The sequence below is a fragment of the Lacibacterium aquatile genome, assembly GCF_042683105.1.
Taxonomy (GTDB): Bacteria; Pseudomonadota; Alphaproteobacteria; order Elsterales; family Elsteraceae; genus Lacibacterium; species Lacibacterium aquatile.
The window spans coordinates 355729-379806 of sequence record NZ_JBHUIP010000014.1 but is presented as its reverse complement, the minus strand read 5'-3'; the positions used below and the strand labels follow the sequence as shown (position 1 = coordinate 379806).

The following is a 24078-nucleotide window of genomic DNA, read 5'->3' as shown; positions in this document are numbered from 1 at the left end:
TCCCGAAAGCGTCACGCGTCTGCAATAGGCCATCCGTATCACTGACCCGTCTTAAGCGCGGCGGGAAAACCGACCGCATCATCCAAGAAGGGCCGAGCAATGAGCGATTATGGCGTATACGAAGACAGCCAGGATGTCGGCGTCAATCAATCCACTGCCACTCCGATGGCAACGCTGATCGAGAACCATATGTCGCGCCGCGGCCTACTGAAGGGCCTTGCCGCCAGCAGCGCGCTGGGCGTCATGGGCTCGATGCTGCCGCTGGGTGCCAAGGAAGCCGAAGCTGCTTCGGGCAGCGCCTTCAAGTTCAAGGAAATCAGCCACGGCTATGACGCCACCGCCCATGTGCCGGAAGGCTATGAGATCCAGACCCTGATCCGCTGGGGCGATAAGGTCGAAGCCGGTGCCGCCGCGTTTGACGTCAATAAGCTGACCGTTGCAGGGCAAGCCAAGCAGTTCGGTTATAACAACGACTTCGTCGGCTTCCTGCCGCTGCCCTTCGGCTCCAAGAAGTCCGATCATGGTCTGCTGGCCGTCAATCACGAATATACCAACGCGGGCATGATGTGGGCCGGTCTGCCGGAAGGCGACGCCGCCGAACTGAAGCTCAGCAACGAACAGGTCGAGATCGAAATCGCCTCGATGGGCATGAGCGTCATCGAGATCAAGCGGACCAATGGCAAATGGGCCGTCGTCGACAGCTCGAAGTACAACCGCCGCCTGACTGGTTCCTCCCCCTTCACCGTCACCGGTCCCGCTGCCGGTCACGACAAGCTGAAGACCAAGGAAGACCCGACCGGCCTCAAGGTTCTGGGCACCATCAACAATTGCGCTGGCGGCGTCACCCCCTGGGGTACGGTTCTGTCGGGCGAAGAGAATTTCAACGGCTACTTCGGCGGCAGCCCGGAGACCTCGCAGTGGGCCGCCGACTTCAAGCGCTACGGCGTGACCAAGGACAGCTTCTACAGCTGGTCGCAGCACGTCGACCGCTTCAATGTCGACAAGGAACCGAACGAAGCCCACCGCTTTGGCTGGATCGTCGAAATCGACCCCTATGATCCGACCTCGACCCCGAAGAAGCGTACCGCCCTTGGCCGCTTCAAGCACGAAGGGGCCAACGTCATCCTCAACAAGGATGGCCGCGTGGTTGCCTATATGGGCGACGATGAGCGCTTCGAGTATGTCTATAAGTTCGTCTCGGACGGCAAATACGACCCGGCCAAGCGCGAAGCCAACATGGATCTGCTCGACAAGGGGACGCTCTATGTCGCTCAGTTCGCCGACGACGGCAAAGTGACCTGGATTGCGCTGGTCCATGGCCAGGGTCCGCTGACCGCCGAGAACGGCTTTAACAGCCAGGCCGACATCCTGATCAATACCCGCAAGGCCGCCGATCTGCTGAAAGCGACCCCGATGGATCGCCCGGAAGACGTTGAAGCCAACACCGTGACCGGCAAGGTCTACGTCATGTTGACCAACAACAACCGCCGCACCACCGAGCAGATCAACAAGGCCAATCCGCGCGCCAACAACACCCACGGCCATGTGGTCGAAATCACCACGGCCGACCATGCGGCAACCGATGCCAAATGGTCGATCCTGCTGGTGGCGGGCAAGCCGGGTGTCGATCACGGCGCGCAGTACCACCGCGCCACCTCGGACAATGGCTGGATGAGCTGCGTCGACAATTGCGCCGTCGACAGCAAGGGCCGCCTCTGGATCTCGACGGACGGCTCGCCCAGCGCTGCCGGTGTCGCCGATGGTCTCTATGCCGTCGATACCGAAGGCATGATGCGCGGCCTCTCGCAGCTGTTCTTCCAGGCCCCCTCGGGCGCGGAAGTCTGCGGTCCCTGGTTCACGCCGGACGACACCACCCTTTTCATCGCCGTCCAGCATCCGGGTGAAGACAAGGGCTCGACCTTCTCCAAGCCTTCGACCCGCTGGCCGGACTTCAAGGACGGCATGCCGCCGCGCCCGTCGGTCATCGCGATCACCCGCAAGGGCGGCGGCCCCATCGCCGTCTGATCGGATCAAGCGTAAAGGAAAGGGGGGACGGGCGACCGTCCCCCTTTTTCAATTGACGAGACCCCGCGCCGTCCGCTAGAAACCGGCCACCGCACAGGCATGGGCGCGTAGCTCAGCGGGAGAGCACACCCTTCACACGGGTGGGGTCACAGGTTCAATCCCTGTCGCGCCCACCATGCCTTTCAAGATCAAAAGCTTAGTCAGCAAAATCCCCTGGTGGGTCACCCCAGGAGGACGTTTGCTTGTGCATCCCCCGACATCGCCGCGCATACCTGTGACCAATGGCAGCTGAGAGCGTCAGCGCTTTGGATATTCTTGCAAATCATTATCAATTGCGATATCGGGTGTCTGCCGATGCGGATAAGGGGCAAATGACCCTAACCTTCGCTTACTCGTCCGGACGTAACAGAAAGCGCCAGCATTGAATGTGAATACGGATCGTATGGTGCGCCTGATTAAACGTTACACTATTTATCGTTTTTCCAGATGAATTCTGAAAAATCGATCTCAAAGCCTTGGCTATCCGCCCGCCCTCTTCAACAACCCTTGAGATTATCTGCCGTGATCAAAATGAACGCGCTCGCCACCGTCGCCGGTCTTGCTGTCGCCCTGGGATTTGCCAGCAGTTCTGCCCTGGCCGCCCCGACGAAATACCCGCTGGTCATCGAGAATTGCGGGACGCAGGCGACCTTCACCAAAGCGCCGCAGCGCGCGGTCGGTCTGGGTCAGAACAGCGCTGAGGTCATGCTGCTGCTGGGTCTGCAGGACAAGATGGTCGGCACCGCCTTCTGGCCCAGCAAGGTGCTGCCGGAACTGGCCGACGCCAATGCCAAGGTCAAACTGCTGACCGTGGAATTCCCGACCTTCGAATCGATCCTGGCCGTAAACCCCGACTTCGTGGCCGCCGCTCTGCCGAGCCTGGTCGGCCCGACCAGCAAGGTCGCCAAACGCGAGGATTTCGACAAGGTCAGCGTGCCGAGCTATCTGTCGCCCAGCACCTGCCTCAGCACCCAGCAGGTCAAGGACCAGTACGGCAGCCGCGATCAGCTGTGGAACATGGAGCTGCTCTATAAGGAGATCGATGAGCTGTCGCAGATCTTCGACGTTGCGGACCGCGGGCAGGCCCTGATCAGCGATTTCAAGGCCCGTGAAGCAAAGCTGCGTTCGGCGGTTTCCAAGGACGGCAAGAACCTGTCCTATGTATTCTGGTTCTCCAGCGCCAGCCCGTCGGCCGATGCCTATCTCGGCGGCAAGAACGGCGCGTCGGGCTTCATCGCCGATCTGCTGGGTGGGAAGAATGCGATCCAGGCCGAAGCGGAATGGCCGACCCTGGGCTGGGAAGCCATCATCGCCTCCAACCCGGATGTGATCGTCGTGGCCAGCCTCGACCGTAATCGCTGGGAACTCGACAAGCCTGAAGCCAAGATCAAATTCCTGACCACCGATCCGGCCGTCAGCCAGATCCCCGCCGTGAAGAACAAGGCGCTGGTGGTCATGGATGGGCAGGCGATGAACCCGACCATCCGCACGCTCTATGGCGCCGAACAGGTGGCGGCTCAGCTCAAGACCCTCGGCCTGTTGAAGTGACAAGCACCCGGCATCCGGTTCGGCAGTTCGTTATCCTGGGCGCGCTGCTGCTCGCCTCGGTGACTGCCATCGGCCTGGTTGTGGCTATCAGTGTGGGGATCGGCGATCTGCCGATCCCCCTTGCCACGACCCTGTCCTCCGTCACCAACCGATTGGGATGGACCGCCGTCGAACTCAACCGGATCCATGAGACGGTGATCTGGGACTATCGGCTGAGCCGGGCGCTGGTGGCGGCTTTCTGCGGGGCCGGGCTGGCGCTATGCGGCGCGATCATGCAGTCGCTGCTGCGCAACCCCCTGGCCGAACCCTATGTCCTCGGCATCTCCGCCGGGGCATCGACGGGCGCGGTTGCCATCGTGATCCTGGGGATCGGCGCGGGCGCGGTCTCGCTGTCCGTCGGCGCCTTTATCGGTGCCTTCGCCGCCTTCCTGTTCGTCGCCCTACTGTCCAACGGTACCCGCAGCGGAGCGGATCGCACGATCCTGGCCGGGGTCGCGGCCTCGCAACTGTTCAATGCGGCGACTTCCTATATCGTCACCACCTCCGGCAATGCCCAGCAGGCCCGCGATATCATGTTCTGGCTGCTGGGAAGCTTCGGCGGCGTCCGCTGGCCGGAATTCATGCTGGTTTCGACCGTCGTCGGCCTGGGCCTCCTCATCTGCCTGCTCTATTCACGTGTTCTCGATGCTTTTGCCTTTGGCGACGAGGCAGCCTCGACCCTCGGCGTCAACGTCGGCCGGGCGCGGATTATCCTGTTCGCCCTGACCGCCATGATGACCGCGACCATCGTCAGCATGGTCGGCTCCATCGGGTTCGTCGGGCTGGTTGTGCCGCATGCCGCGCGCTTCCTGGTCGGCCCCACCCATAGCCGCCTGCTGCCCGCCTGCGCGATTGCGGGCGCGATCTTCATGGTTCTGGCCGATATCACCTCCCGCGCGCTGATCCCCCAGCAGACCCTCCCTATCGGTGTCGTCACGGCGCTGGTGGGTGTGCCTTTCTTCTCGATCATTCTCTATCGGTTTCAACGGGCGTCATGAGCATCAAGGTCGACAATCTGGTCTGGAAGATCGGCAATAAGACGATCCTGGATTCCGTATCCTTCGAGGCCAAGCCTGGAAAGATGCTCGGCCTGCTGGGGCCTAACGGCTCGGGCAAGACGTCGTTACTCCGGCTGCTCGCCGGACTGAAAAAGCCCGATGGCGGTCAGATTCTGCTGGAGCAGAAAGATATCCGGACGATCAGCCGCCGCGCCATCGCCCAGCGGGTCGCCTTTGTCGAGCAGCACGCGACCACCAACGCCAACCTGGGCGTCATCGATGTCGTGAAGCTTGGCCGCTTTCCCCACCGCTCCCTATTCGCGGGCTGGACCAGGGCGGATGAAGAGGCTGTGGAAACAGCACTGGAGCGCACGGGCATGAGCACCAAGCGCAACGACCGCTGGCAGAGCCTGTCGGGCGGGGAAAAGCAGCGCACCCATATCGCCAGAGCCCTGGCGCAGGCGCCGAGCGAGTTGATCCTGGACGAGCCGACCAATCATCTGGATGTGCAGCATCAGATCGGATTGCTGCGACTAGTCGCCGGGCTGGGCATCACCAGCATCATTGCACTCCACGATCTGAATCACGCTGCGATGTTCTGCGACGAACTGATCGTCATGAAAGGCGGCAGGATCGTCGCAACCGGCGCCCCTGACGCAGTGTTGACCGAAGACCTGCTGCGGAACGTCTTTGCGGTCGATGCGCGGGTTGAGGCGTCCCAGTATCATGGACGCCCCCACATTCACTACCTGCGTTAGACTCCCAGGGGGGGGGGAACCCGGACGCCCTCCTCTCCGTTCCTTACCGAAGACCCTTCTTCAGGAGGAATGTTCATGCGAACCATCCTACTTGCCATCGCAGGCACCGTAGCGCTCGCCGGTGCCATTGTTCCGACCGCAGCCGCACAAGCGGGAGATCGTCCCGAAGTGATCGGTTGCGGAGGCATGGGCGGCGGTTCCTGGCCGAACTGCGGCAGCAGCGGCCCGGCGACGGCACCGTTCGGCGGAAGCACAATGCCGCAGACCACATCGCCGCCGCCCGCTCCCATGGCGCCCCCTCCCCTGAGCGCGCCACCCAGCGCTCCCAGCAGTAATCCTGGGCTGACGCCCCCTCCGACCCAGAACTAGACTGTAAGACAGAATCGGCTGACAGAAGGGGGATGGAAGACTTTCCCATTCTGTCAGCCTTACGGATACGGTAGTGAGGTAAGGCGCAAAGAAAAGCATCGTTTCATTGCTTTTCCGCTATTTACAGGAAATCGATTTCCTTAACGAGGACTGAAGAGGACTATGGGTGAAATCGCAGACCCTGTATAAAATATCAGGACAAAATCAGAGCTTATACTTCAGCCATGTGCGTAAATATAAAATCCAAATGAATATTAATGGAAAATTATCCATAAAATCAGAGTTTAAGGGGATTGTTATTCAGTGATACACGGGTCATTATACTGCCATAAACTTCGGCCGCAGTGGGGTCCTTGACCTCGCCGCTCTCGGGCGGCAGTAGCCTTACTTTGAGGACTAAATGCTCGACGAAACAGCCCGTTTCCTGGCGTTCTCATTCGCTGCTGCCGACGTCCTCGCCGAGGTCGACCGACATGGAAAAATCACCTTCGTTGCGGGCGCGGTCCGCGGCATTCTCGGTCAAAGCGATAAGAACCTGATCGGTCAGCCGCTGGGCGAACTTTTTACAAAAAGCGACAGCGGAATGCTGGCTCTGCAGCTTGCGGATCTGGGCATGGGCAAGCGCATCGGGCCGACCCTGCTGCACCTGGAGCATCCGCCGATCAATGCCAGCGCCGAAGCGGCGATGGTTCAGATGCACGCCTGCCGCCTGCCGCACCGACCCGATCATGTCGCCTGCACCATCGGCCGCGTCCCCGCGATGATGGCAGCCGCCCATATGAAGCGCCGCCGCGACAATTCCACCGGCATGCTGAGCGTCGATGATTTTGCCGACGTCGCGGGCGGCCATGTGGCCTCTGCCCGCCAGGGTGACAATCCGCTGACCCTGACCACGGTCGATCTGCCCGGCCTGGAACAACTGACCGCCGATCTGCCGGAGTCGATGGTCAAGACCCTGATGGACAAGATCGGCACGACGCTGCGCGCCGCCTCGATGGACGGCGATAGCGCCGGTCGCCTGGGGCCGGGTCGCTTTGGCGTGGTGCATGAGGCGGGCAAGGCTCCCGAAGCCATCACGAACAGCCTTAATGCCATCGCCCGCGACATGAATGCGCCGGGCCTCAAGGCCGCCGTGCAGAGCATGAGCCTCGCCTCGACCGGCCTGCAGCCAGAAGACGCAATCCGGGCCGTGCGCTATTCCATCAACCGGCTGGCCAATGAAGACGAAGGCCCCATGATGGGTGGCCTTGCCGAGAGTTTCGACAAGATGGTGCAGGACACGCTGTCCCGCATCGCCGAATTCTCGGACCGCATCAACAAGGACGAATTCCGGCTGGTTTATCAGCCCATCGTCAATCTGGCCGACCGCTCGCTCCATCATTTCGAAGCGCTGGTGCGCTTCAATGGCGACGGCAGCCCGTTCGAGACGATCCAGTTCGCCGAAGAAACCGGTATCATCGGCACGATGGATCTGGCGGTCATCGACCGCGTGATCGTCATTCTGAAAGGTCTGTCGGGCAGTTCGACGTCGATTGCCGCCAATCTGTCTGGCCGCTCGCTGGCGTCGGATCTCTTTGTCCGCTGCCTGATGGATCGCCTGAAGGCCGCTGCGCCGCTCGGCAAGCGCCTGCTGGTGGAAGTTACGGAAAGCGCGGCGATCAAGGATCTGACCCGCGCGAACAATATTCTTCAGGATATCCGCAAGCTTGGCTTCACCGTCTGCCTGGACGATATCGGTGCCGGGGCGGCGGGCTTCGACTATGTCCATGCGTTGCAGGCCGACGCGGGCAAGATCGACGGGCGCTATATCAAGAAGCTGGTCGAAAACAAGCGCGACAGCGCCATGGTCATCGCCATGGCCAATCTGTTCCGTCGCCTCGACATGTTCACCATCGCCGAGATGGTGGAGACCGAGGAACAGGCCGCGATGTTGCAGAGCATGAAGATCGAATGCGGCCAGGGCTGGCTGTTCGGCAAGCCCCTGGAGTCCCCGTCCTACGAGGCCCCCAAGCTTAAGGTCGTTGCCGAGGCAGCCGCCCACGTGAAGACGATCACCAAGGCCGCGCCGATCATGAAGCAGATCTACGGGGAGCGGCGCTGAAGAGATCAGCGCTTTCCTCGACTCTGTTCACGCCGCGCTCAACAGCTTCACGCTCATAAAGCGACACGACCGACCCGGCAAGCGACCGGATGTCGTTGGCCGGGTCTAACCAGGCCCCCCAGGCCTCTGGCTTCAGAACGACCGGCATCCGTGGATGCAGATCCGCCAGGACAGGCAGGGCCGATGTCGTGCAGATGGCGGCCGAGAAAACCGGCGTCTCCCCTTCAGCCGATACCCAGCGGTCATAGAGACCCGCGAACATCATTCCCTCGCCGCCGGGAAGCGTGATCTGCCAAGGCTGCTTGCGCTTATCGTCCGGCTGCCATTCGATCCAGCCGCTAGCAGGGATCAGGCAGCGACCGCGCGTAACGGCCCGGCGCCACATCGGCTTGTCGGCAGCCTCCTCCAGCCGCGCATTGAAGCTTTTGCCCGGCATCGCCGCATCGCGCCACCAGTAAGGGATCAAGCCCCAGCGCAACGGGCTCAGGCCCAAGGAGCCGCCTGCCTTGCGCCCGATGGCCCAGATCGAACTAGACGGGGCGATATTGGTCTGATCGCCCTGAACTGCCAACTGGCGCAGGACATCTCCCAAACCATCCAGATCCCCTGCGTATCCTTGCTTCTGCTTCCGAAAGAACCGACCGCACATTCACGCATTTACCGTTGGAGCTGCGACTGCGGCGGCTTTCAACCGTGCCGCCGGAAAGACCAGCCGCGCGGTGACCCCCGCCCCAGGAGGACTTAGCAGTTCCAACTGCCCGCCGTGAAGCGCGATCAGCCCCTTGGTGATGGCCAACCCCAGGCCGGTGCCTTCGGTAGCTGTCGCTGCCCTCACCTGACCGGCACCGAACGGCTCGGTAACGCGCGGCAGATCAACCGCGGAAATGCCAGGTCCCTGATCGATGACATCGATAGCGAGCCCGCCATCGGCGGATAGTCCAACGGCAATCGTGATGACCGTGCGGGGCGGTGCGAACTTGACGGCATTGCCACAGAGATTAAGCAGCATCTGCACAACGGCCCGCCGATCCGCCCACAGGAGCGGCAGCCCCTGGTCGAAGTTCAGGTCGAAAACAACACTATTGAGCCGCGCCCGTTCAGCCAGCAGGCCCGATGTCTCCGCCACCAATGGGGCGATCTCCAGAGCCTCGGGTAGCAGCGGATGTTTACCCGCCTCGATCCGCGCGATGTCGAGGATATCGTTGATCAGAGACAAGAGATGTTTGCCCGACCGGCGGATATCGGAAGCATAGTCGCGATAACGCTCGGTGATCGCGCCGAACATGCCTTCGGCGATAATCTCGGAAAAGCCCAGGATCGCGTTCAACGGTGTGCGCAGTTCATGGCTCATGCGAGCCAGAAAGTCGGACTTGGCAGCATTGGCGGCATCGGCCGCCATGAGGGCTGCCGCCAGCTTCTCTCCCTCCCGGTCGCGGGCCATCTCAAGGCGCAGCAGAAAGAAGGCCCCCAGCAGCACCACAGCGGTCGCGATCGACACCAGGATAAGGGAGAAGGTGCGCTGCTGCATATGCCCTGCCAGCGCCTCCTCCAGCGGCTGATAGGCCACGGCCACCAGCGGATATTCATCGACGAACCGATAGGCGATCAACGCCTGATGCCCGGGGTCGCTCAGGAAGCCGCCGCCAACGTCCTCGGCATCGACATCGGTCGGAAACCAGGAGGGCTTTTCCCGATTAGGTTCCTGCCCACCCGGCCCCATGGCCGGGGTCAGAAGCGCGCCATCCCGCCGATAGAGATTAGCCGAACCGGAGCGACCGCCGCCCAGGGAAGCATAGTGATCGCTGAAGATCCGCACCGGCAGACCGAGGGCGATGACCGCAACGCCGTAAGGGTTGTCGGCAACGCGTTTGGCAATCGGGATGATGAAGCTGCCGGTATCGGCTGCCTTCAGGGGAACGCCGATCACCATGCCAGGATCGTCTCCCCTCATCAGGGTCTGGAAATATTCGCGTCCCGCCGCCGAAACGCGGGCATCGCCCTTGCCCGCCACAGGGATCATATGACCGTTGGCGGCGAAGAGGCGCACATCCGCATCAATGGCAAGCCCCGCCACCAGCTTGTCGAGACGTGCATCCAGCAAATCGAGAGGCGGCGCATAGGCCATGTCGGTCACGCCCTGGATAGGTTCGACCAACCATTGCTCGATGATATTCATCAGAAGCTGGGCGCCGTCGAAGGTCCGCAACGCGTGCCCTTCCATCAGCAGCACCGTGCGATGAGCTTCCTCATGCGTAATCTTCAGGGCACTGCGGCGGTCTCGATCAATGGCGACGCCAGCAACGCCCCAGAAAAGCACCAGACATAAAAACGCAAAGGCGCCGACGAAGACCACCGGCCGCGAGACCCACCTTCTTAACGCCCCAACACGAAAAGCCATAACATTCGCCGACAAACAATACCCTCAATCAAGCATAGATTAAGAAATGCTTTACAACAAATGGCAATAAGCACAGGGAGGTTTTTGGCAAATCTCGTTAGAGATACTTCCAGAATCAGCTCTAAGCCGAAGATGGCAGGCACACACTTCTTGGCGGATAAACATCCACTCAAAGGACAACTAGTGCACCACGCCAGCAGATGGAAGATCTGCGCACAAGCTCCAAAGAGAAAACCCCCAAAAGCTGTTCGCTTTCAGGGGTTTACAGATGGTGCCCGGGGTCGGAATCGAACCAACGACACTGCGATTTTCAGTCGCATGCTCTACCAACTGAGCTACCCGGGCTCCGTGTTGGTGGCGGGCTTATAGCGGGCCGCCGCGCCCCCTGTCCAGAGGAAAATCAATCAACCGGCAATGCCCGCAATCCGGCCAAGGTTTCCAGGGTCAGATCGGCATAGTCGGCAACGGTCAGAACTGCGCCGATAGCCTTGAGTTCAGCCGCGCTGTGGGTTGTCATGATCCCCACAGTTGCCAGCCCCGCCCGGACGGCGGCAGTCATGCCGCTGGTGGAATCCTCGAAGGCCACCGCCTCATGGGCAGCTAGGCCAAAACGGCGCAGCCCTTCAAGATAAGGTGCGGGGTCAGGCTTGCCGATGCCCAATTGATCCGACGAAACGATGGTCTCGATCCGGTCCGCCAAGCCGATGGCGTTCAGCACATGCACGGCATTGGCCATCGGAGCATTGGTGACAACACCGATCCGGATGCCCTGGGCACGTGCAGTATCCATGAGCGTCTTCAGCCCCGGCAGTGGATCGATCAGCGGGTTGCGGTCGCGGAACAGCGCTTCCTTGGCATCGCCCATGGCATCGGCATCGGCATCCGACAGGCCGGGCAGGAAGGTGGTGAAGATCTGCCGGTTCAGCTTGCCCAGGATCACCGCCCGGTACACCTCGTCGTCCACGGTAATGCCGTGAGGGGCCAGGAACTCGGTAAAGGTGGCGTGGTGCAGCGGGTCCGTGGCCGCCAGAGTCCCATCCAGATCGAACAAAAGGCCCTTCAGCGACATATTTCCCTACCGTCCAATTTCTATCGTCAGTTTCTAATTGATTGTCTGATCGTCATCTTCGCTTTCGACCGCCGGACCGGCAATGCGATAGCTTTCGGTGAACCAGCGCCCGAGATCCGCATCCTTGCAGCGCGGCGAGCAGAAGGGGCGATATTTCTGTTCCGTCGGCCGCCCACATGAAGGGCAGAAGCCCGCCGGACTGGCAGACACATCTCCCGATTTCAGATCTTTGCTCATAGGGCCTACTCCTCGCCCGGAAAAATCAGGCGGCCATAGTGATCCGGCGCGCCCTGACGCACAAGACGGCGCGGTGCATGTCCGAGTTGCCGGACGAGGTCTGCCCAGGCGCCCGCCCCCTCGCCCGACAGCCACATATCGCCCACCCTCGACAACTCCACCGCCAGGGGCAAAGGTCCCTGGACGGCACGGCGAAGCAGGGCTAGCACAAGGGACGCCGTGGAGAGCGTCGGCACGGCCGGAGCCAGCATGACCTCCGCCAGCGACGGACGCAGACGGGGCCGGGTGATTTCAATCAGACCAGCCCGGGTGAAACCATGCAGCACAGGCGCCAGGGGATCCGCCTCCAGCGCGCCCCTCAGCACAGAGAGCAACCGGTCCCTGCCACCACCGCGCGGGGGATCGATCAGGATCAGCCCGGCCAGATTGCGCAAACGGATCTGACGCGCGGCTTCCAGCATCGCCTGACGCGCGACTTCGCCGCCATCGCTGGCCCCCGCCGTATCGATATCGATGGTGGTTGCCATGCGGGTCACCGCCAGATGCAGCCGACCACCGCCTGGAAGCGCCACCGTGGGCGACAAAGCGGCTTCAAGCTCCTCCTCAAGGGCGAAATGACTGAAGACCTCCTGCCCTGGCGGCAGAAGGCGGATGCGGCCGTCAAAGCCCGCCAGCCGCCGACCACTGACGAAGATGGGGCTCGACCCATCGTCCAGGGTCGCCAGAACGCGCTCCAGAGGGTCTGGAGCAGCCAGAGCGACGCCCGGGGCGCCATCGGCCTTACGCAAGCTCCAGCGCTGCTGTAACCCCGCCAGCTCGCGATCAAGGCGTGCTGTCTCCATGGAGGCCGCCGCAGTGCGGATGGTGAGATGACCGTCCTGCGCCTCGGCCCAGACCTTCAGGCGCTGCCGGTCGGCTTTTTCGATGCGCCGGGAGATTTCGACACCGGGTGTCAGCGGCGTCAGGATCAGCGCATCGCCAGTAATCTCGATCCGGCGGCGCGCCTCTGCCCGTTTATCGCCGATGGCCGGCTTGACGATCTGCACCAGGAGATGGGCGCCCAGGGGATCGTCGCCAGGATGAGCGATATAGGCCTGCTGCCCCTCGCCGATATCGAGGAAGCCGCCGCCGCTGGCGTCGTCGCGGGCGCGCAGGATCGCCCGACGGACTTCGCCGCTGGCGTCGCCACCCCGTTCGATCAGAATTTCAGTAAGCCTACCGGCTTCGATCCGCCCGGCCCGCAGTTCACCCGGCGAGACCGAGGCTACCAGCGCGCTATCGGGCAGATCGCCGCTCACACGCGAAAGCCCAGGCCGTCCAGCATCGCCCCGACATCGTAGAGCGACAGGCCGACGATATTGGAATAGGAACCTTCGATCCCCAGCACATAGCGCGCGGCCAGGCCCTGGATCGCGTAGCCACCCGCTTTGCCATGCCACTCACCGCTGGCGATATAGCGGTCGGTCTCGTCAGCGCTCAGGCGTTTGAAGGTCACCTGGCTGCGCACCAACCGATGACTGGCGCGGCCATCGGGGGCCAGCAGCGTAATGCCGCCCCAGACCTTGTGATTGCGCCCGGACAGCAGCTTAAGGCAGGCGCGCGCAGTTGCTTCGTCTTCCGCCTTGGGCAGGATCCGGCGACCCACGGCAACCACCGTGTCGGCGGCGAGGATATAAGCATTCGGATAGGTCTGGGCTACCGCAGCAGCCTTGGCCGCAGCCAGACGCCTTGCATGCGGGCCGGGTAATTCGTGACGCAGCGGCGTCTCGTCGATATCGGCAGGGGCCACGCCGGAGGGCTCAATCCCTATCTGCCGCAGAAGGTCCAGCCGCCGGGGAGATGCCGAGGCGAGTACTAGGGAAGCAAAGGTCACGCGATCGCAACCCTATTTAAAGCGGAAAGTGATACGGCCCTTGGAGAGGTCGTAGGGGGTCATCTCAACATTGACCCGGTCACCCGCCAACACGCGGATGCGGTTCTTGCGCATCTTGCCCGAAACCTGGGCCAACACCTGGTGATCGTTATCGAGCTTCACCCGAAACATTGCGTTAGGCAGCAGTTCCGACACGATGCCGGAGAACTCGATTAAATCTTCTTTTGGCATGAGCGTACCAGTTAAGTGTTTAAAGCGGCCAAGTAAGTGAGCTTTCCGCAGCCTGGGGTCAAGTCCAAATAAGGTTATTCTGCTATGTTCTCACTGCTTGTGGTCGCACGGCAAAGATCACGCCAAGGGTAATAAGCCCAAGCCCAAGCCAGGCCATTACGCTTGGATATTCTCCCAACACAGGGATCGCCAGCAGCGCTGCAATCGCTGGCGTCAGCGCCCCGTAAAGACTGGCCCCCGCCCCCAGACGCGCTACCGCCACCCCATAGACCGCGAGGCTGACAAGCCCGGTCAGCACACCTTGGATCGCCAATTGCCAAAGCAGTGTCTGCGTCGGCACCTCCAGCAGGTGGCTGCCCCAGTGCACAGCGGCGCCCAGGAACAGCACACCGGAAACGCTGGAGATCAGCGCCGCTGCCGCCCAGGGGCTGAGGCCCGAGTTCCGGTAGGCAAGCGTATAGACCGCCCAGCAGCAGGCAGCGCTCATGACCGTCACCTGCCCCTGCCATTGCCCGCCCCCGATCAACGACGGCGCCAGGAACAGCAGGACGCCGCCCAGCACCAGCGCCACCCCCATCAGCTTGGCAATCGACGGCAGACGCCGGTCGACCAGGGCCGCGAGGATCATGACGAAGATCGGCATAGTGCCGGGCATCAGCGAACCGATATCGGCCATCGGCACCTGCTTCATCCCGGTTGCGGCAATCATGAAGAAGGGCGCACCCGCCCCCCAGACGATCAGCAGACAGCGCAACAGCCCGGCTTCGCGATAGGCAGGCAGCGATTTCCAGGCAACCGGCAGCAGAACAACGGCAGGAATGACGAAACGCAACAGTCCGGCATCCAACGCGCTCAAACCGCCGGTGACACCGGCCCGCGTCGCCGTCAACCAGATCGCCCAGATCACCGGAACCGTGATCGCCGCCAGAACGCCGCCCATGTCTTCTCTCCATGCATCAGAACCGCGATGGCGATCCTAGGATGGAAGCCCCTGGTGAATCCCGGCGAATTACGCCACGATCTCGAGCTCAATTAGCGATTATCACTAATATCAGGCTCACTCATGGAGAAACCTCCCCTCGACGGGTTCGACCGTAAAATACTACTGCTGCTGCAGGAAGACGGACGCATGTCGATGACGGATCTGGCAGAAAAAGTCGGCCTGTCCGCCACCCCCTGCCAGCGCCGGGTCAAGCGGTTGGAGGAAGCGGGTCTCATCACCGGCTATCGCGCGCAGATAAGCCGGACTGCCGCCGGACGGGCCTTGACCGCCTTTGTCTATCTCAAGGTCGACAACCATGGTGAAGCAACTTCGAACGCCGTGCAGCAGGCGATGGCCGCCATGCCCGAGGTCGTCGCCTGCTACATCACGTCGGGCGAGGCGGACTTCATGGTCGAGCTGGTTCTGCCGGATCTTGCCGCCTACGAGGCGATCCTGTTTGGCAAGTTCCTGAAGATGCCGATGATCAAGGACGTCAATACGACGTTCGTCCTGCGGACCGTGAAGCAGGATGGGGCGATCCCAGTTTAAGGGCGGTCACATCTGTTCTCGCGGGAGATCTCTTAGCGCACTACCAAGGTCGTCATCCCCCGCTTCATGCGGGGGATCTCCTCCGGGAGCCCGTCCATTGGGAATTCAGACCGTATGGAAACTCTCCGGAGGAGATGCCCCGGACAAGCCGTGGCATGACGAAGAAAGAAAGACTGAGCCCGTAAACTCACCCAACCTTGGGGAAGAACTGCCGGGGGAAGCGCTCGATGATGCGGTCGTGCAGGCGGTCCCGCATGGCACGGTAATGGCTGAGGCGTTCCTCGCGTGAGCCTTCGATGCCGGTCGGATCTTCGGTCGGCCAATATTCGACTGTCACATCCTGGGTGCGGGTCAGTTCCAGCGCGGCCCGGTGCGCATCGGGCGATAGGGTGATGATCAGGTCGAAATTACTGTCTTCAAGATCCTCCAGCAGCTTGGGCTGGTGCTTCTTGATGTCGATGCCTTCTTCAGCCGCCACCGCCACCGCGAACCCATCGAGCGGCCCTTCGCGCACCCCGGCCGATTGGATATAGACGCTTTTGCCCAGCCAGTGTTTCGCCAACCCCTCGGCCACCGGCGAGCGCACAGCGTTATAGGTGCACATGAACAGCACGCTGCCCGGAATAGCGACGCGATCGCGTACCCCGGTCATATGGGTTAACCCCGAATATGCAGAACGCAGATCAGCGTAAACAGCCGCCGCGCCGTATCGAGATCAAGGCCCACCCGTTCCACCAGCCGCTCGCGCAGCATCTCCGCCGCCTCGTTATGCAGACCGCGCCGGGCCATATCGAGTGTCTCGATCTGGGCCAGGGACTGGTTCTTGATCGCCCCGTAGTAGCTGTCGCAGATGGTGAAGTAGTCACGGATGGTGCCGCGCATGCCGACCAGCGGCAATTGGATGCGGTCGACCTCGCCGTCATTCTCATCCCGCACATCAAACACGAGGCGGCTTTCCTCGATCCCCAGCATCAGCTTATAGGGGCCGGGCGGATGTCCCCGCAGATCGAAGAGATTTTCCTCGAGCAGATCGAAGATCGCGACCGCACGCTCGTGCTCGATAGTCTGGTTGCGACGGACGACGGAGCGCTCGTCGAGCCGGACATCGATAATCCGCTGAGTTGCGGCGTCCGGCTCGGCCATGTCTTACCCCCGATTGAGTCGGATCGCGACGGAACGGCCGTGGGCGTCAAGCCCCTCAGCCGCCGCCAAGCCTATCGCAGCCGGACCGATCTTCGCCAGCGACTCCGGCGAACAACCGACAAAAGTCGTGCGCTTCATGAAGTCGATGACACCCAGGCCCGACGAAAACCGCGCCGAACGGGCGGTCGGCAGCACGTGGTTCGGCCCCGCCACATAATCGCCGATGGCTTCGGGCGTATGGCGGCCCAGGAAGATCGCGCCCGCATTCCGGATCTTGGCGGCCAGAGCACGGGGCTTGTCGACGGCCAGTTCCAGATGCTCGGCGGCGATCCGGTCGATAATGCCGATGGCGCCCTCGATGCTGGGCACCAGGATCACCGCGCCATGCTCGGCCCAGGAGGTCGCGGCGATGCCCGCACGCGGCAGGGTCGCCAGATGCCGGTCGACGGCCTGGGTAACCGCAGCCGCGAAATCGGCGTCGTCGGTGATCAGGATGCTCTGGGCGCTGGTGTCATGTTCGGCCTGGGACAGCAGGTCGGCGGCGATCCAGTCGGGATCGTTGTTGCCATCGGCGACCACCAGAATCTCCGACGGCCCGGCGATGCTGTCGATGCCGACTGTTCCAAAGACCTGACGCTTGGCCGCTGCCACAAAGGCATTGCCCGGCCCGACGATCTTATCGACCGGCTTGATGGCCTGCGTGCCATAGGCGAGCGCGCCCACAGCCTGGGCACCACCGATCTTGAAGATCTCCGTCACGCCAGCGCGTTTAGCGGCGGCCAGCACCAGGGGATTGAGCACGCCGTCCGGGGCCGGAACCACCATCACCACCCGGTCGACACCGGCGACGCTGGCGGGAATGGCGTTCATCAAAACCGAACTGGGATAGGCCGCCGTGCCGCCGGGAACATAAAGGCCCGCCGCTTCGACCGGCTTCCACCACATGCCAAGCTCGACACCCGCGTCATCGGTATAATCGAGATCGCTGGGCTTCTGCTTTTCATGGAAGGCACGGATGCGGCTGGCGGCGAGGTCGAGATGCTTCAGCACCTCGGCATCGCAGGCCTTTTCCGCCGCATCGACTTCAGCCGATGAAACCCGCAGGGCATCAATCCCGCTGACCGAGACACGGTCGAATTTGTTGGTGTAATCGACAACGGCGGCATCGCCGCGCTGCTTCACATCGGCCAGGATCGCGCGGACGGCGGCATCGACATCCTCGGAAACCTCGCGCTTGGCGGCGAGCAGATCGAGGAAACGACGCTCGAAATCGCCCGAGGCGGCGTTAAGCTGCTGAGGCACGGGACGCCTCCGCAAAACGGTCGATCCAGCCTGCGACGGCGTCCGAACGCGTCTTCAAGGCCGTGCGGTTGACGATCAGGCGCGAGGAGACATCGGCGATCCGCTCGACCTCCACCAGCCCATTAGCCTTCAACGTGGCACCGGAGGACACGAGATCCACGATGCGCTCGCACAGCCCCAGATTGGGAGCGAGTTCCAGGGCGCCATTCAGCTTGATGCATTCAGCCTGCACGCCGCGGGCGGCGAAATGGCGCTTGGTGATCTCGGGATATTTGGTCGCGACCCGCACATGGGACCAGGAACGCGGCTCGTCGCTTTCCACCAGATCCTGCGGCTCGGCAACGGAGATATGGCAGCGCCCGATGCCCAGATCGAGCGGCGCATAGAGTTCGGAATAATTGAACTCCATCAGCACGTCCGAACCCGCGACACCGATATCGGCCGCCCCGAAAGCGACGAAGGTCGCGACGTCGAAGCTGCGCACGCGGATGATTTCCAGGTCCGGGCGGTTGGTGGCAAAGCGCAGCTTGCGGCTGCTGTCCTTTGCGAACTCGGCTTCCGGTTCGATGCCGCAGGATTTCAGCATCGGCATGACCTCGTCCAGGATGCGGCCCTTGGGCAGCGCCAGGACGAGCGGGCGGTCAACGGGGCTCACGCGCCCTCTCCTTCATGATTGGGCACCGATTCGCAGGGCCAGGGGGTCCCGAAGTCGGTCAGGCGCAGTTCCAGATCCTGCCCCAGCAGCTGAAGCACAGCACCGCCGGAAAAAGTCAGGGTCACCGCCTCGGGCGTGTGGGCGACGGTCAGCAGATTGAGGAACTGGCCCCGGTCCGATACATCGAGATCGCGACGCCGCAGGGAGGTGACGCCGTTCACTTCGAACCCGCTATGGATCCGCTCCTTGGCCGCCGCATCCTCCCACCGGAAGCGATTGGCAACCGCCATGAAGCGCTTTTCGGCAGGATCGAAGGCGATATCGGACAAGGGGATCAGGGCATCCTGGAGCAAGGCCCCCAGGACGGCGCAATCTTCGGCCGATGTCGCCTTCAGTCGCAGCATCAGTCGGCCTCGCGCACGCGTTCGATATCGGCACCGCAGGCAGCCAGCTTGGCTTCCAGACGTTCATAGCCGCGATCCAGGTGATAGACGCGCTGGACCAGGGTTTCGCCCTGGGCAGCAAGACCCGCCAGCACAAGGCTGACCGAGGCACGCAGATCGGTCGCCATGACCGGAGCGCCGCGCAGGCCCTTCACACCACGCACCATGGCGGACGAGCCATGGATATTGATGTTGGCGCCCATACGCGCGAGTTCCGGCACATGCATGAAGCGGTTCTCGAAAATGGTCTCGGTAACCATCGAGGCGCCTTCGGCCACCGTCATCAGGGCCATGGTCTGGGCCTGGAGATCGGTCGGAAAGCCGGGATAGGGTTCGGTCATCACGTCGACGCCGACCAGCGGACCCTTGCGGGTGACGCGGATGGCCTCGCCTTCCTGCTCGACCGACACGCCGGCTTCGCGCAGCTTGTCGATGAAAGCCGGCAACAGATCGAGGCTGCAACCCTTCAGCAGAATGTCACCGCCGGTGATGGCGGCGGCAATCGCATAGGTACCGGCTTCGATACGGTCGGCGACAATGCGATGTTCGGCGCCATGCAGGCTGGTCTTGCCCTGTACCAGGATGCGATCGGTGCCGAGGCCTTCGATCTGCGCGCCCATGGCAATCAGGCAACGGCCGAGATCGATGACTTCCGGTTCGCGGGCGGCGTTGACGATCTCGGTTTCGCCCTTGGCAAGAGACGCCGCCATCAGCGCGCTCTCGGTCGCGCCCACGGACACCTTCGGGAAGACCACGCGCCCGCCCTTAAGGCCGCCCTTGGCGGTCGCAATCATATAGCCAGCGTCAAGATCGACCTTTGCACCCATGGCTTCCATCGCCTTGATGTGCAGATCGACCGGGCGGGCACCGATGCCGCAGCCGCCGGGCAGCGACACACGCGCCTCGCCGCAACGGGCGACCAGCGGGCCGAGCACCAGGGCCGAGGCCCGCATCTTGCGCACCAGATCATAGGGCGCCGTGGTCGAGGAGATCGTCGGGGTGGTCAGGCGCAGAACGCGACCGGCACTGCCACCGTCAGCAGCACCGCCATCCAGCGCAACGTCGGTCCCATGCTGGGCCAGAAGATTGGCCATCGCCGTGATGTCCGCCAGATGCGGCACATTCGTCAGGGTCAGCGTCTCTTCGGTCAAGAGGGCCGCCGTCATCAGCGGCAGCGCGGCATTTTTGGCGCCGCTGATTTCAATCGTCCCGTTCAGGGTCTTGCCGCCACGGATGCGGATCTTATCCATCGAACTCTCCGGCTTAAGGGGTAGGCGCCTTAAAGGCGCGGCAGGGTGACGCCGCGTTGACCCATATATTTACCGGCGCGGTCGGCATAGGAAGTCTCGCAGGGCTCATTTCCCTGCAGGAACAGGAACTGGCAGATCCCCTCGTTCGCATAGATCTTGGCGGGCAAGGGGGTGGTGTTGGAGATCTCAATCGTGACCTCCCCTTCCCAACCCGGCTCCAGCGGGGTGACATTGACGATGATTCCGCAACGGGCATAGGTGCTCTTGCCGAGGCAGATCACCAGCACGTCCTTGGGCACGCGGAAATATTCCACCGTCCGCGTCAGCGCAAAGCTGTTGGGCGGGATGATGCAGACGTCGGTCTTGCGATCGACAAAGCTCTTGGCGTCAAAATTCTTCGGATCGACCAGCGCGTTTTCGACGTTGGTGAAAATCTTGAATTCGTCGGTCGCCCGGGCGTCATAGCCGTAAGAGGAAAGGCCGTAGGAGATCACCCCGTCGCGGGTCTGCCGCTCCACAAACGGCTCGATCATCCCGTGTTCGGTGGCCATGCGCCGAATCCATTTGTCCGACATGATGGCCATCGACGACTACTCCCGTGAAAAAGATTGGTATGCCAGGATCGGTATGACAGGCAGGAAAGCTTGGGCGCTTGTAGCGCAATTCGGCAGCAAGCCTCAAGTATCCTCGCGCGAAGAAAGGCCCGTGGGGGGCACCTCTGCAGGGGACGCATCCTCCCGCCCCCGGTCCTGGCTTTTTCGTTTGCGCAGATTTTCGCGCAAGGCCGCCGCCAGACGCTCTTCGCGGGTCAAGGGTTTGCCCGGCTTTTTGGGCTTTGACGCATTGGGATCTGGGTCGTTCATGGGTCCATCCTTCATCCCCTTTTTTACTCATGTCATTATCTGCTTGCCAAGCCCGTCACAGCCGGGGTAAAGAACCGCCCACCGCAGCGGACGACCTCTTCCGGACCGCTTGCAGGGCTGACGTAGCTCAGTAGGTAGAGCACACCCTTGGTAAGGGTGAGGTCGCTGGTTCGATCCCAGTCGTCAGCACCATCTTTTCCCGACATATCCGATTTTAGTGATGCGCTGTCGTGCAAGATGGCGCTATTCGTATTCCTACGAACTGAATCCATCTGCCGAAGCTGGAGTTTTCAAAACCCCATCTGCGATCTTTTGGATAAATATTAATATTGCGTTAATGATACCTGTTTTGTTAAGGAAATCGCGCCTTTAGGAAGACACTGCTCTGCAGTGCTTTTTCCGCCTCCCAGATGATTTTGAACTGTCACCCACCGGCGGTTTCTGCCACATTTGCAAGACCGTTCGCCCAGTCAACCGTAGGTGTTGAGAAGAATGACTGTGCTGCGCAATTCGCCTCGGGCGCCGGATCAACCGGGCAGCCAACCAACGCCGGAACAGCTGTGGCTGGCCGCCGCCGGGCTGGTCGACATGCTGGCGACGACGAACCTGACACTGGACCAGCAGCATTACGTCAATAGCCTGCGCCGCATCGTGACGGCTGGCTTGGCGTCTCCGCCTCAGCAGGCACATGCCCCCGCAGCACCGCCCCCTGCCCCCATGCCGATGCGTCCGGAAGTGGACTTGGGCGTGTTGCGCGAGTTGCGCTCCTTCCTGCCTGAAGACAGCTTCCGGGAACTGGCCTCGCAGTTCGAAGGTAACGTGCGCCGCCTGCGCGACGATCTGGTCATCGCGGTGGATCAGCGCAACGCCAAGGCGGTCGAGTTTGCCACCCACGCCATGATCGGCGCAGTGGGGGCCTTCGGCGTGCAGAAGCTGGCGATGGAATCCCGCCGCGCCGTAACGGCTGTACGCGAAAGCCGGATCGACGAAGGCATCGAGATCGCTGGCCGCATCATCCCGCAGATCGAACCGGCCCTGGGCGCCGTCCGCGCCGCCATCAATGAAGTCCTGGCCGCGCGCTGACTCATTAGTTTTATAGATCATTTGTTGGCGATTGATCTATCTGGCTCATGAGTCGGGGCTTGGCATACCCTGGCGCCTCAAACAAACGCCTCAAACAAGAACCGTCATCCCGGACTTGATCCGGGATCTTGAGTAGCCGCACTTCGACCGTTTTCTCGACGCGGTTCGGCCACACGAGATCCCGGATCAAGTCCGGGATGACAAGCTTTAAAGGAGGAGCGGCCTCATCGAGAAGCCCCAGCCTAGTCCTGGCCTTCGGTGATCGGCTCGACCGGCAAATCAGCAGCAACGACCTTGTTTCGGCCACCTTGCTTCGCCCGGTACATCGCCTCGTCCGCCCGCTTGAGAAGCGGCAGAGGATCGTCTTCGCCCGGCCGCAGGGTCGCGAGGCCGACGCTCATGGTCACCGCCAGCGGATCGAGCCCTTCGACGGCATAACGCTCGCTCGCGACCTTGGCCCGCAGACGCTCGGCCACTTTGATCGCGATATCGGGGCCGGTATCCGGCATCACCACGACAAATTCCTCGCCGCCCATGCGGGCCAGCAAGTCGAAATTGCGCAGATTACGGCGGATGCGCTTGGCAAATTCGATCAGAACCTCATCGCCAGCGCCATGGCCATAGGTGTCATTGAGGTTCTTGAAGCGGTCGATATCGCAGAAGGCGATGGTCAACGGCTTGTGGTTCTGCGCCGAGTCCTTCACCAGCGTTTCGAGCTGAGCATCAAGGTAGCGCCGATTGAACACCCCGGTCAGGGCATCCGTCGTCGCCATGGCGATGCTTTCCTCGAAATTCAGACGCAGGCGGTTCTGATAGCGGCGACGCCGAACCTGGGTGCGCACACGGGCCAGCAGTTCCTGACGCTCCAGCGGACGCATCACATAGTCATTCACGCCCAGATCGAGGGCCTTGGCGATCTTATTGAGATCCTCGTCATCCTCGGCGATCAGCAACAGGGGCAGCGAGCGCGCGCTTTCCTGCACGGCCGAACGGATCTGACTGCAGAGACGCAGACCGTCGCCTTTCAGCAAGGACAAGGACACGATGCCGAGATCGAAGCTCTCGTTCGAAACGATCTCCAGCGCCTTATCGACATCGGCGATCACCGTGGTCTGGTGGTGATCGATCCGCAAGGTCGACTGCATTGTATCGACGTCGAGGGGATTATCTTCGACCAGCAGCACCCGGCCGGACGCGCCATCAGAGGCGCCATTCACGACCTTATTGGCAAGGCCCATGCGCTGGCTGGCCTCTTCGCGCACCCGCCAGGCATCCATCAGGCTTTTCAGACGGATCAGCGAGCGGACGCGGGCAAACAGCGGCACATCGCGAACCGGCTTGGACAGGAAATCATCGGCACCGGCCTGCAATCCCCGGACGCGGTCGGCAGTATCCGACAGCGCCGTCACCATGATGACAGGGATATGGGCGGTATTGGGATCCTCTTTCAGCTTCTCGCAGACCTTGAAGCCGTCCATGCCGGGCATCATGACATCGAGCAGAATCAGGTCGGGCGCCTGCGTCCGCGCCAGCTCGAGCGCGGTGAGGCCATTATCCGCCGTAATCACGTCGTAATATTCGCTGGTTAGTTTAGCTTCCAGCAATTTGACGTTAGGCGGAATATCGTCGACGACGAGAACACGACCGGGCATGTCAGCAGAAAATCAACCGAGGAAACGTTGAACAGTTTCGAGGAAGTGTGTCACCGAAATCGGTTTAGCGATATAGGCTTCACATCCACCTTCGCGAATCTTTTCCTCGTCACCCTTCATGGCAAAGGCCGTGACAGCAATAACCGGAATAGAACGCAGGTCGTCGTCTTCCTTGATCCACTTGGTAACTTCGAGGCCTGAAACCTCCGGAAGTTGAATATCCATAAGGATCAGGTCGGGCTTCTGCTCGCGCGCGATACGCAATGCTTCCATGCCCTCGCGCGTCTGGAGAATTCGATAGCCCCGGGCTTCCAGAAGATCGTGGAACAACTTCATGTTCAACTCGTTGTCTTCTACGATCAATACTGTCTTCATGACACTCGCCTGCCCTGTGTTCGACCTTTTTGGCCCTTATCGGCCAAAAGGCAGCCGACGGGAATGTTCGCCCCTAAAGGAGGAATAGCTTAACCT

General features: G+C 61.8%; 26 protein-coding genes and 3 tRNA genes. 10 read left to right on the top strand and 19 right to left on the bottom strand.

The features are described 5' to 3' along the window. The first annotated feature begins 99 nt into the window (after window positions 1-99). The 7 genes from ACFSM5_RS18845 to ACFSM5_RS18815 all read left to right on the top strand — a co-directional run bounded on the left by ACFSM5_RS18845 (window position 100) and on the right by ACFSM5_RS18815 (window position 7877). On the top strand, window positions 100-2025 hold the full coding sequence (locus tag ACFSM5_RS18845) for a PhoX family protein (protein WP_379878136.1): 1926 nt from the start codon (window positions 100-102) through the stop codon (window positions 2023-2025). A 101-nt stretch (window positions 2026-2126) separates the two neighbouring features. After that, a tRNA-Val gene (locus ACFSM5_RS18840) sits at window positions 2127-2201 on the top strand. A gap of 394 nt (window positions 2202-2595) precedes the next feature. Then, window positions 2596-3612, top strand: coding sequence for an ABC transporter substrate-binding protein (locus ACFSM5_RS18835; RefSeq protein WP_379878251.1), 1017 nt, complete (start codon window positions 2596-2598; stop codon window positions 3610-3612). Continuing rightward, window positions 3609-4649, top strand: a complete 1041-nt coding sequence (locus ACFSM5_RS18830) for a FecCD family ABC transporter permease (protein ID WP_379878135.1) — start codon at window positions 3609-3611, stop codon at window positions 4647-4649. The genes ACFSM5_RS18835 and ACFSM5_RS18830 overlap by 4 nt, the downstream gene beginning before the upstream one ends. Beyond that, window positions 4646-5407 carry an ABC transporter ATP-binding protein gene (locus ACFSM5_RS18825; protein ID WP_379878134.1) on the top strand — a complete coding sequence of 254 codons (762 nt, stop codon included), beginning with the start codon at window positions 4646-4648 and terminating at the stop codon, window positions 5405-5407. The genes ACFSM5_RS18830 and ACFSM5_RS18825 overlap by 4 nt, the downstream gene beginning before the upstream one ends. A gap of 75 nt (window positions 5408-5482) precedes the next feature. Continuing rightward, a complete protein-coding gene (locus ACFSM5_RS18820; protein WP_379878132.1) occupies window positions 5483-5776 on the top strand; it encodes a hypothetical protein in 294 nt (97 codons plus the stop codon). A gap of 400 nt (window positions 5777-6176) precedes the next feature. After that, a complete protein-coding gene (locus tag ACFSM5_RS18815; protein ID WP_379878130.1) occupies window positions 6177-7877 on the top strand; it encodes an EAL domain-containing protein in 1701 nt (566 codons plus the stop codon). On the opposite strand, the gene ACFSM5_RS18810 is transcribed toward ACFSM5_RS18815, so the two are convergent. From ACFSM5_RS18810 to ACFSM5_RS18770, 9 genes are all read right to left on the bottom strand, one after another. After that, complete coding sequence (locus ACFSM5_RS18810; protein ID WP_379878128.1) at window positions 7846-8526, bottom strand: SOS response-associated peptidase; 681 nt, start codon at window positions 8524-8526, stop codon at window positions 7846-7848. The two genes, ACFSM5_RS18815 and ACFSM5_RS18810, sit on opposite strands and share 32 nt — an antisense overlap. Further along, the gene (locus tag ACFSM5_RS18805; protein WP_379878126.1) at window positions 8527-10275 is read right to left on the bottom strand and encodes a sensor histidine kinase; all 1749 of its coding nucleotides are present in this window, start codon (window positions 10273-10275) and stop codon (window positions 8527-8529) included. A 269-nt stretch (window positions 10276-10544) separates the two neighbouring features. After that, window positions 10545-10620, bottom strand: a tRNA-Phe gene (locus tag ACFSM5_RS18800). Between the two features lie 55 nt (window positions 10621-10675). After that, on the bottom strand, window positions 10676-11344 hold the full coding sequence (locus ACFSM5_RS18795) for an HAD family hydrolase (protein ID WP_379878124.1): 669 nt from the start codon (window positions 11342-11344) through the stop codon (window positions 10676-10678). A gap of 33 nt (window positions 11345-11377) precedes the next feature. Then, window positions 11378-11581, bottom strand: coding sequence for a DNA gyrase inhibitor YacG (locus ACFSM5_RS18790; RefSeq protein WP_379878122.1), 204 nt, complete (start codon window positions 11579-11581; stop codon window positions 11378-11380). A gap of 5 nt (window positions 11582-11586) precedes the next feature. Next, window positions 11587-12879, bottom strand: coding sequence for a ribonuclease E/G (locus ACFSM5_RS18785; RefSeq protein WP_379878120.1), 1293 nt, complete (start codon window positions 12877-12879; stop codon window positions 11587-11589). Continuing rightward, window positions 12876-13454: a Maf family protein gene (locus tag ACFSM5_RS18780; RefSeq protein WP_379878118.1), complete on the bottom strand. Its 579-nt coding sequence runs from the start codon at window positions 13452-13454 to the stop codon at window positions 12876-12878. The genes ACFSM5_RS18785 and ACFSM5_RS18780 overlap by 4 nt, the downstream gene beginning before the upstream one ends. A gap of 12 nt (window positions 13455-13466) precedes the next feature. Further along, the gene (infA, locus tag ACFSM5_RS18775; RefSeq protein WP_379878115.1) at window positions 13467-13685 is read right to left on the bottom strand and encodes a translation initiation factor IF-1; all 219 of its coding nucleotides are present in this window, start codon (window positions 13683-13685) and stop codon (window positions 13467-13469) included. A gap of 82 nt (window positions 13686-13767) precedes the next feature. After that, window positions 13768-14625: a DMT family transporter gene (locus tag ACFSM5_RS18770; protein ID WP_379878112.1), complete on the bottom strand. Its 858-nt coding sequence runs from the start codon at window positions 14623-14625 to the stop codon at window positions 13768-13770. A gap of 123 nt (window positions 14626-14748) precedes the next feature. Between ACFSM5_RS18770 and ACFSM5_RS18765 the strand changes: the two genes are divergently transcribed. Further along, entirely contained in the window at window positions 14749-15216 is a 468-nt protein-coding gene (locus tag ACFSM5_RS18765; protein ID WP_379878110.1) for an Lrp/AsnC family transcriptional regulator, read from the top strand. 187 nt (window positions 15217-15403) lie between these two features. Here the strand turns inward: ACFSM5_RS18765 and ACFSM5_RS18760 are convergent, their stop codons facing one another. The 8 genes from ACFSM5_RS18760 to ACFSM5_RS18725 form a co-directional block, all read right to left on the bottom strand. Further along, a complete protein-coding gene (locus ACFSM5_RS18760) occupies window positions 15404-15868 on the bottom strand; it encodes an arsenate-mycothiol transferase ArsC (protein WP_379878108.1) in 465 nt (154 codons plus the stop codon). Between the two features lie 5 nt (window positions 15869-15873). After that, window positions 15874-16359 carry a UPF0262 family protein gene (locus ACFSM5_RS18755; RefSeq protein ID WP_379878106.1) on the bottom strand — a complete coding sequence of 162 codons (486 nt, stop codon included), beginning with the start codon at window positions 16357-16359 and terminating at the stop codon, window positions 15874-15876. 3 nt (window positions 16360-16362) lie between these two features. Next, on the bottom strand, window positions 16363-17661 hold the full coding sequence (gene hisD / locus ACFSM5_RS18750) for a histidinol dehydrogenase (RefSeq protein ID WP_379878104.1): 1299 nt from the start codon (window positions 17659-17661) through the stop codon (window positions 16363-16365). Continuing rightward, complete coding sequence (hisG, locus tag ACFSM5_RS18745; RefSeq protein ID WP_379878103.1) at window positions 17645-18316, bottom strand: ATP phosphoribosyltransferase; 672 nt, start codon at window positions 18314-18316, stop codon at window positions 17645-17647. The genes hisD and hisG overlap by 17 nt, the downstream gene beginning before the upstream one ends. Beyond that, window positions 18313-18720 carry a DUF2948 family protein gene (locus ACFSM5_RS18740; RefSeq protein ID WP_379878102.1) on the bottom strand — a complete coding sequence of 136 codons (408 nt, stop codon included), beginning with the start codon at window positions 18718-18720 and terminating at the stop codon, window positions 18313-18315. Before ACFSM5_RS18740 ends, hisG begins: the two co-directional genes overlap by 4 nt. Then, a complete protein-coding gene (gene murA, locus ACFSM5_RS18735; protein ID WP_379878101.1) occupies window positions 18720-20009 on the bottom strand; it encodes a UDP-N-acetylglucosamine 1-carboxyvinyltransferase in 1290 nt (429 codons plus the stop codon). Before murA ends, ACFSM5_RS18740 begins: the two co-directional genes overlap by 1 nt. Before the next feature lie 29 nt (window positions 20010-20038). Beyond that, window positions 20039-20593: a dCTP deaminase gene (gene dcd, locus ACFSM5_RS18730; protein ID WP_379878100.1), complete on the bottom strand. Its 555-nt coding sequence runs from the start codon at window positions 20591-20593 to the stop codon at window positions 20039-20041. A gap of 93 nt (window positions 20594-20686) precedes the next feature. After that, the gene (locus ACFSM5_RS18725) at window positions 20687-20872 is read right to left on the bottom strand and encodes a hypothetical protein (RefSeq protein WP_379878099.1); all 186 of its coding nucleotides are present in this window, start codon (window positions 20870-20872) and stop codon (window positions 20687-20689) included. Between the two features lie 116 nt (window positions 20873-20988). Here ACFSM5_RS18725 and ACFSM5_RS18720 point away from each other — a divergent pair. Then, window positions 20989-21064 (top strand) — tRNA-Thr (locus ACFSM5_RS18720). Between the two features lie 300 nt (window positions 21065-21364). Further along, window positions 21365-21955, top strand: coding sequence for a hypothetical protein (locus tag ACFSM5_RS18715; protein WP_379878098.1), 591 nt, complete (start codon window positions 21365-21367; stop codon window positions 21953-21955). A gap of 242 nt (window positions 21956-22197) precedes the next feature. Here the strand turns inward: ACFSM5_RS18715 and ACFSM5_RS18710 are convergent, their stop codons facing one another. Together ACFSM5_RS18710 and ACFSM5_RS18705 are read right to left on the bottom strand one after the other, a co-directional pair. Then, a complete protein-coding gene (locus ACFSM5_RS18710) occupies window positions 22198-23607 on the bottom strand; it encodes a PleD family two-component system response regulator (RefSeq protein ID WP_379878097.1) in 1410 nt (469 codons plus the stop codon). 12 nt (window positions 23608-23619) lie between these two features. Further along, window positions 23620-23982 carry a response regulator gene (locus ACFSM5_RS18705; protein ID WP_379878096.1) on the bottom strand — a complete coding sequence of 121 codons (363 nt, stop codon included), beginning with the start codon at window positions 23980-23982 and terminating at the stop codon, window positions 23620-23622. Window positions 23983-24078 lie beyond the last annotated feature (96 nt).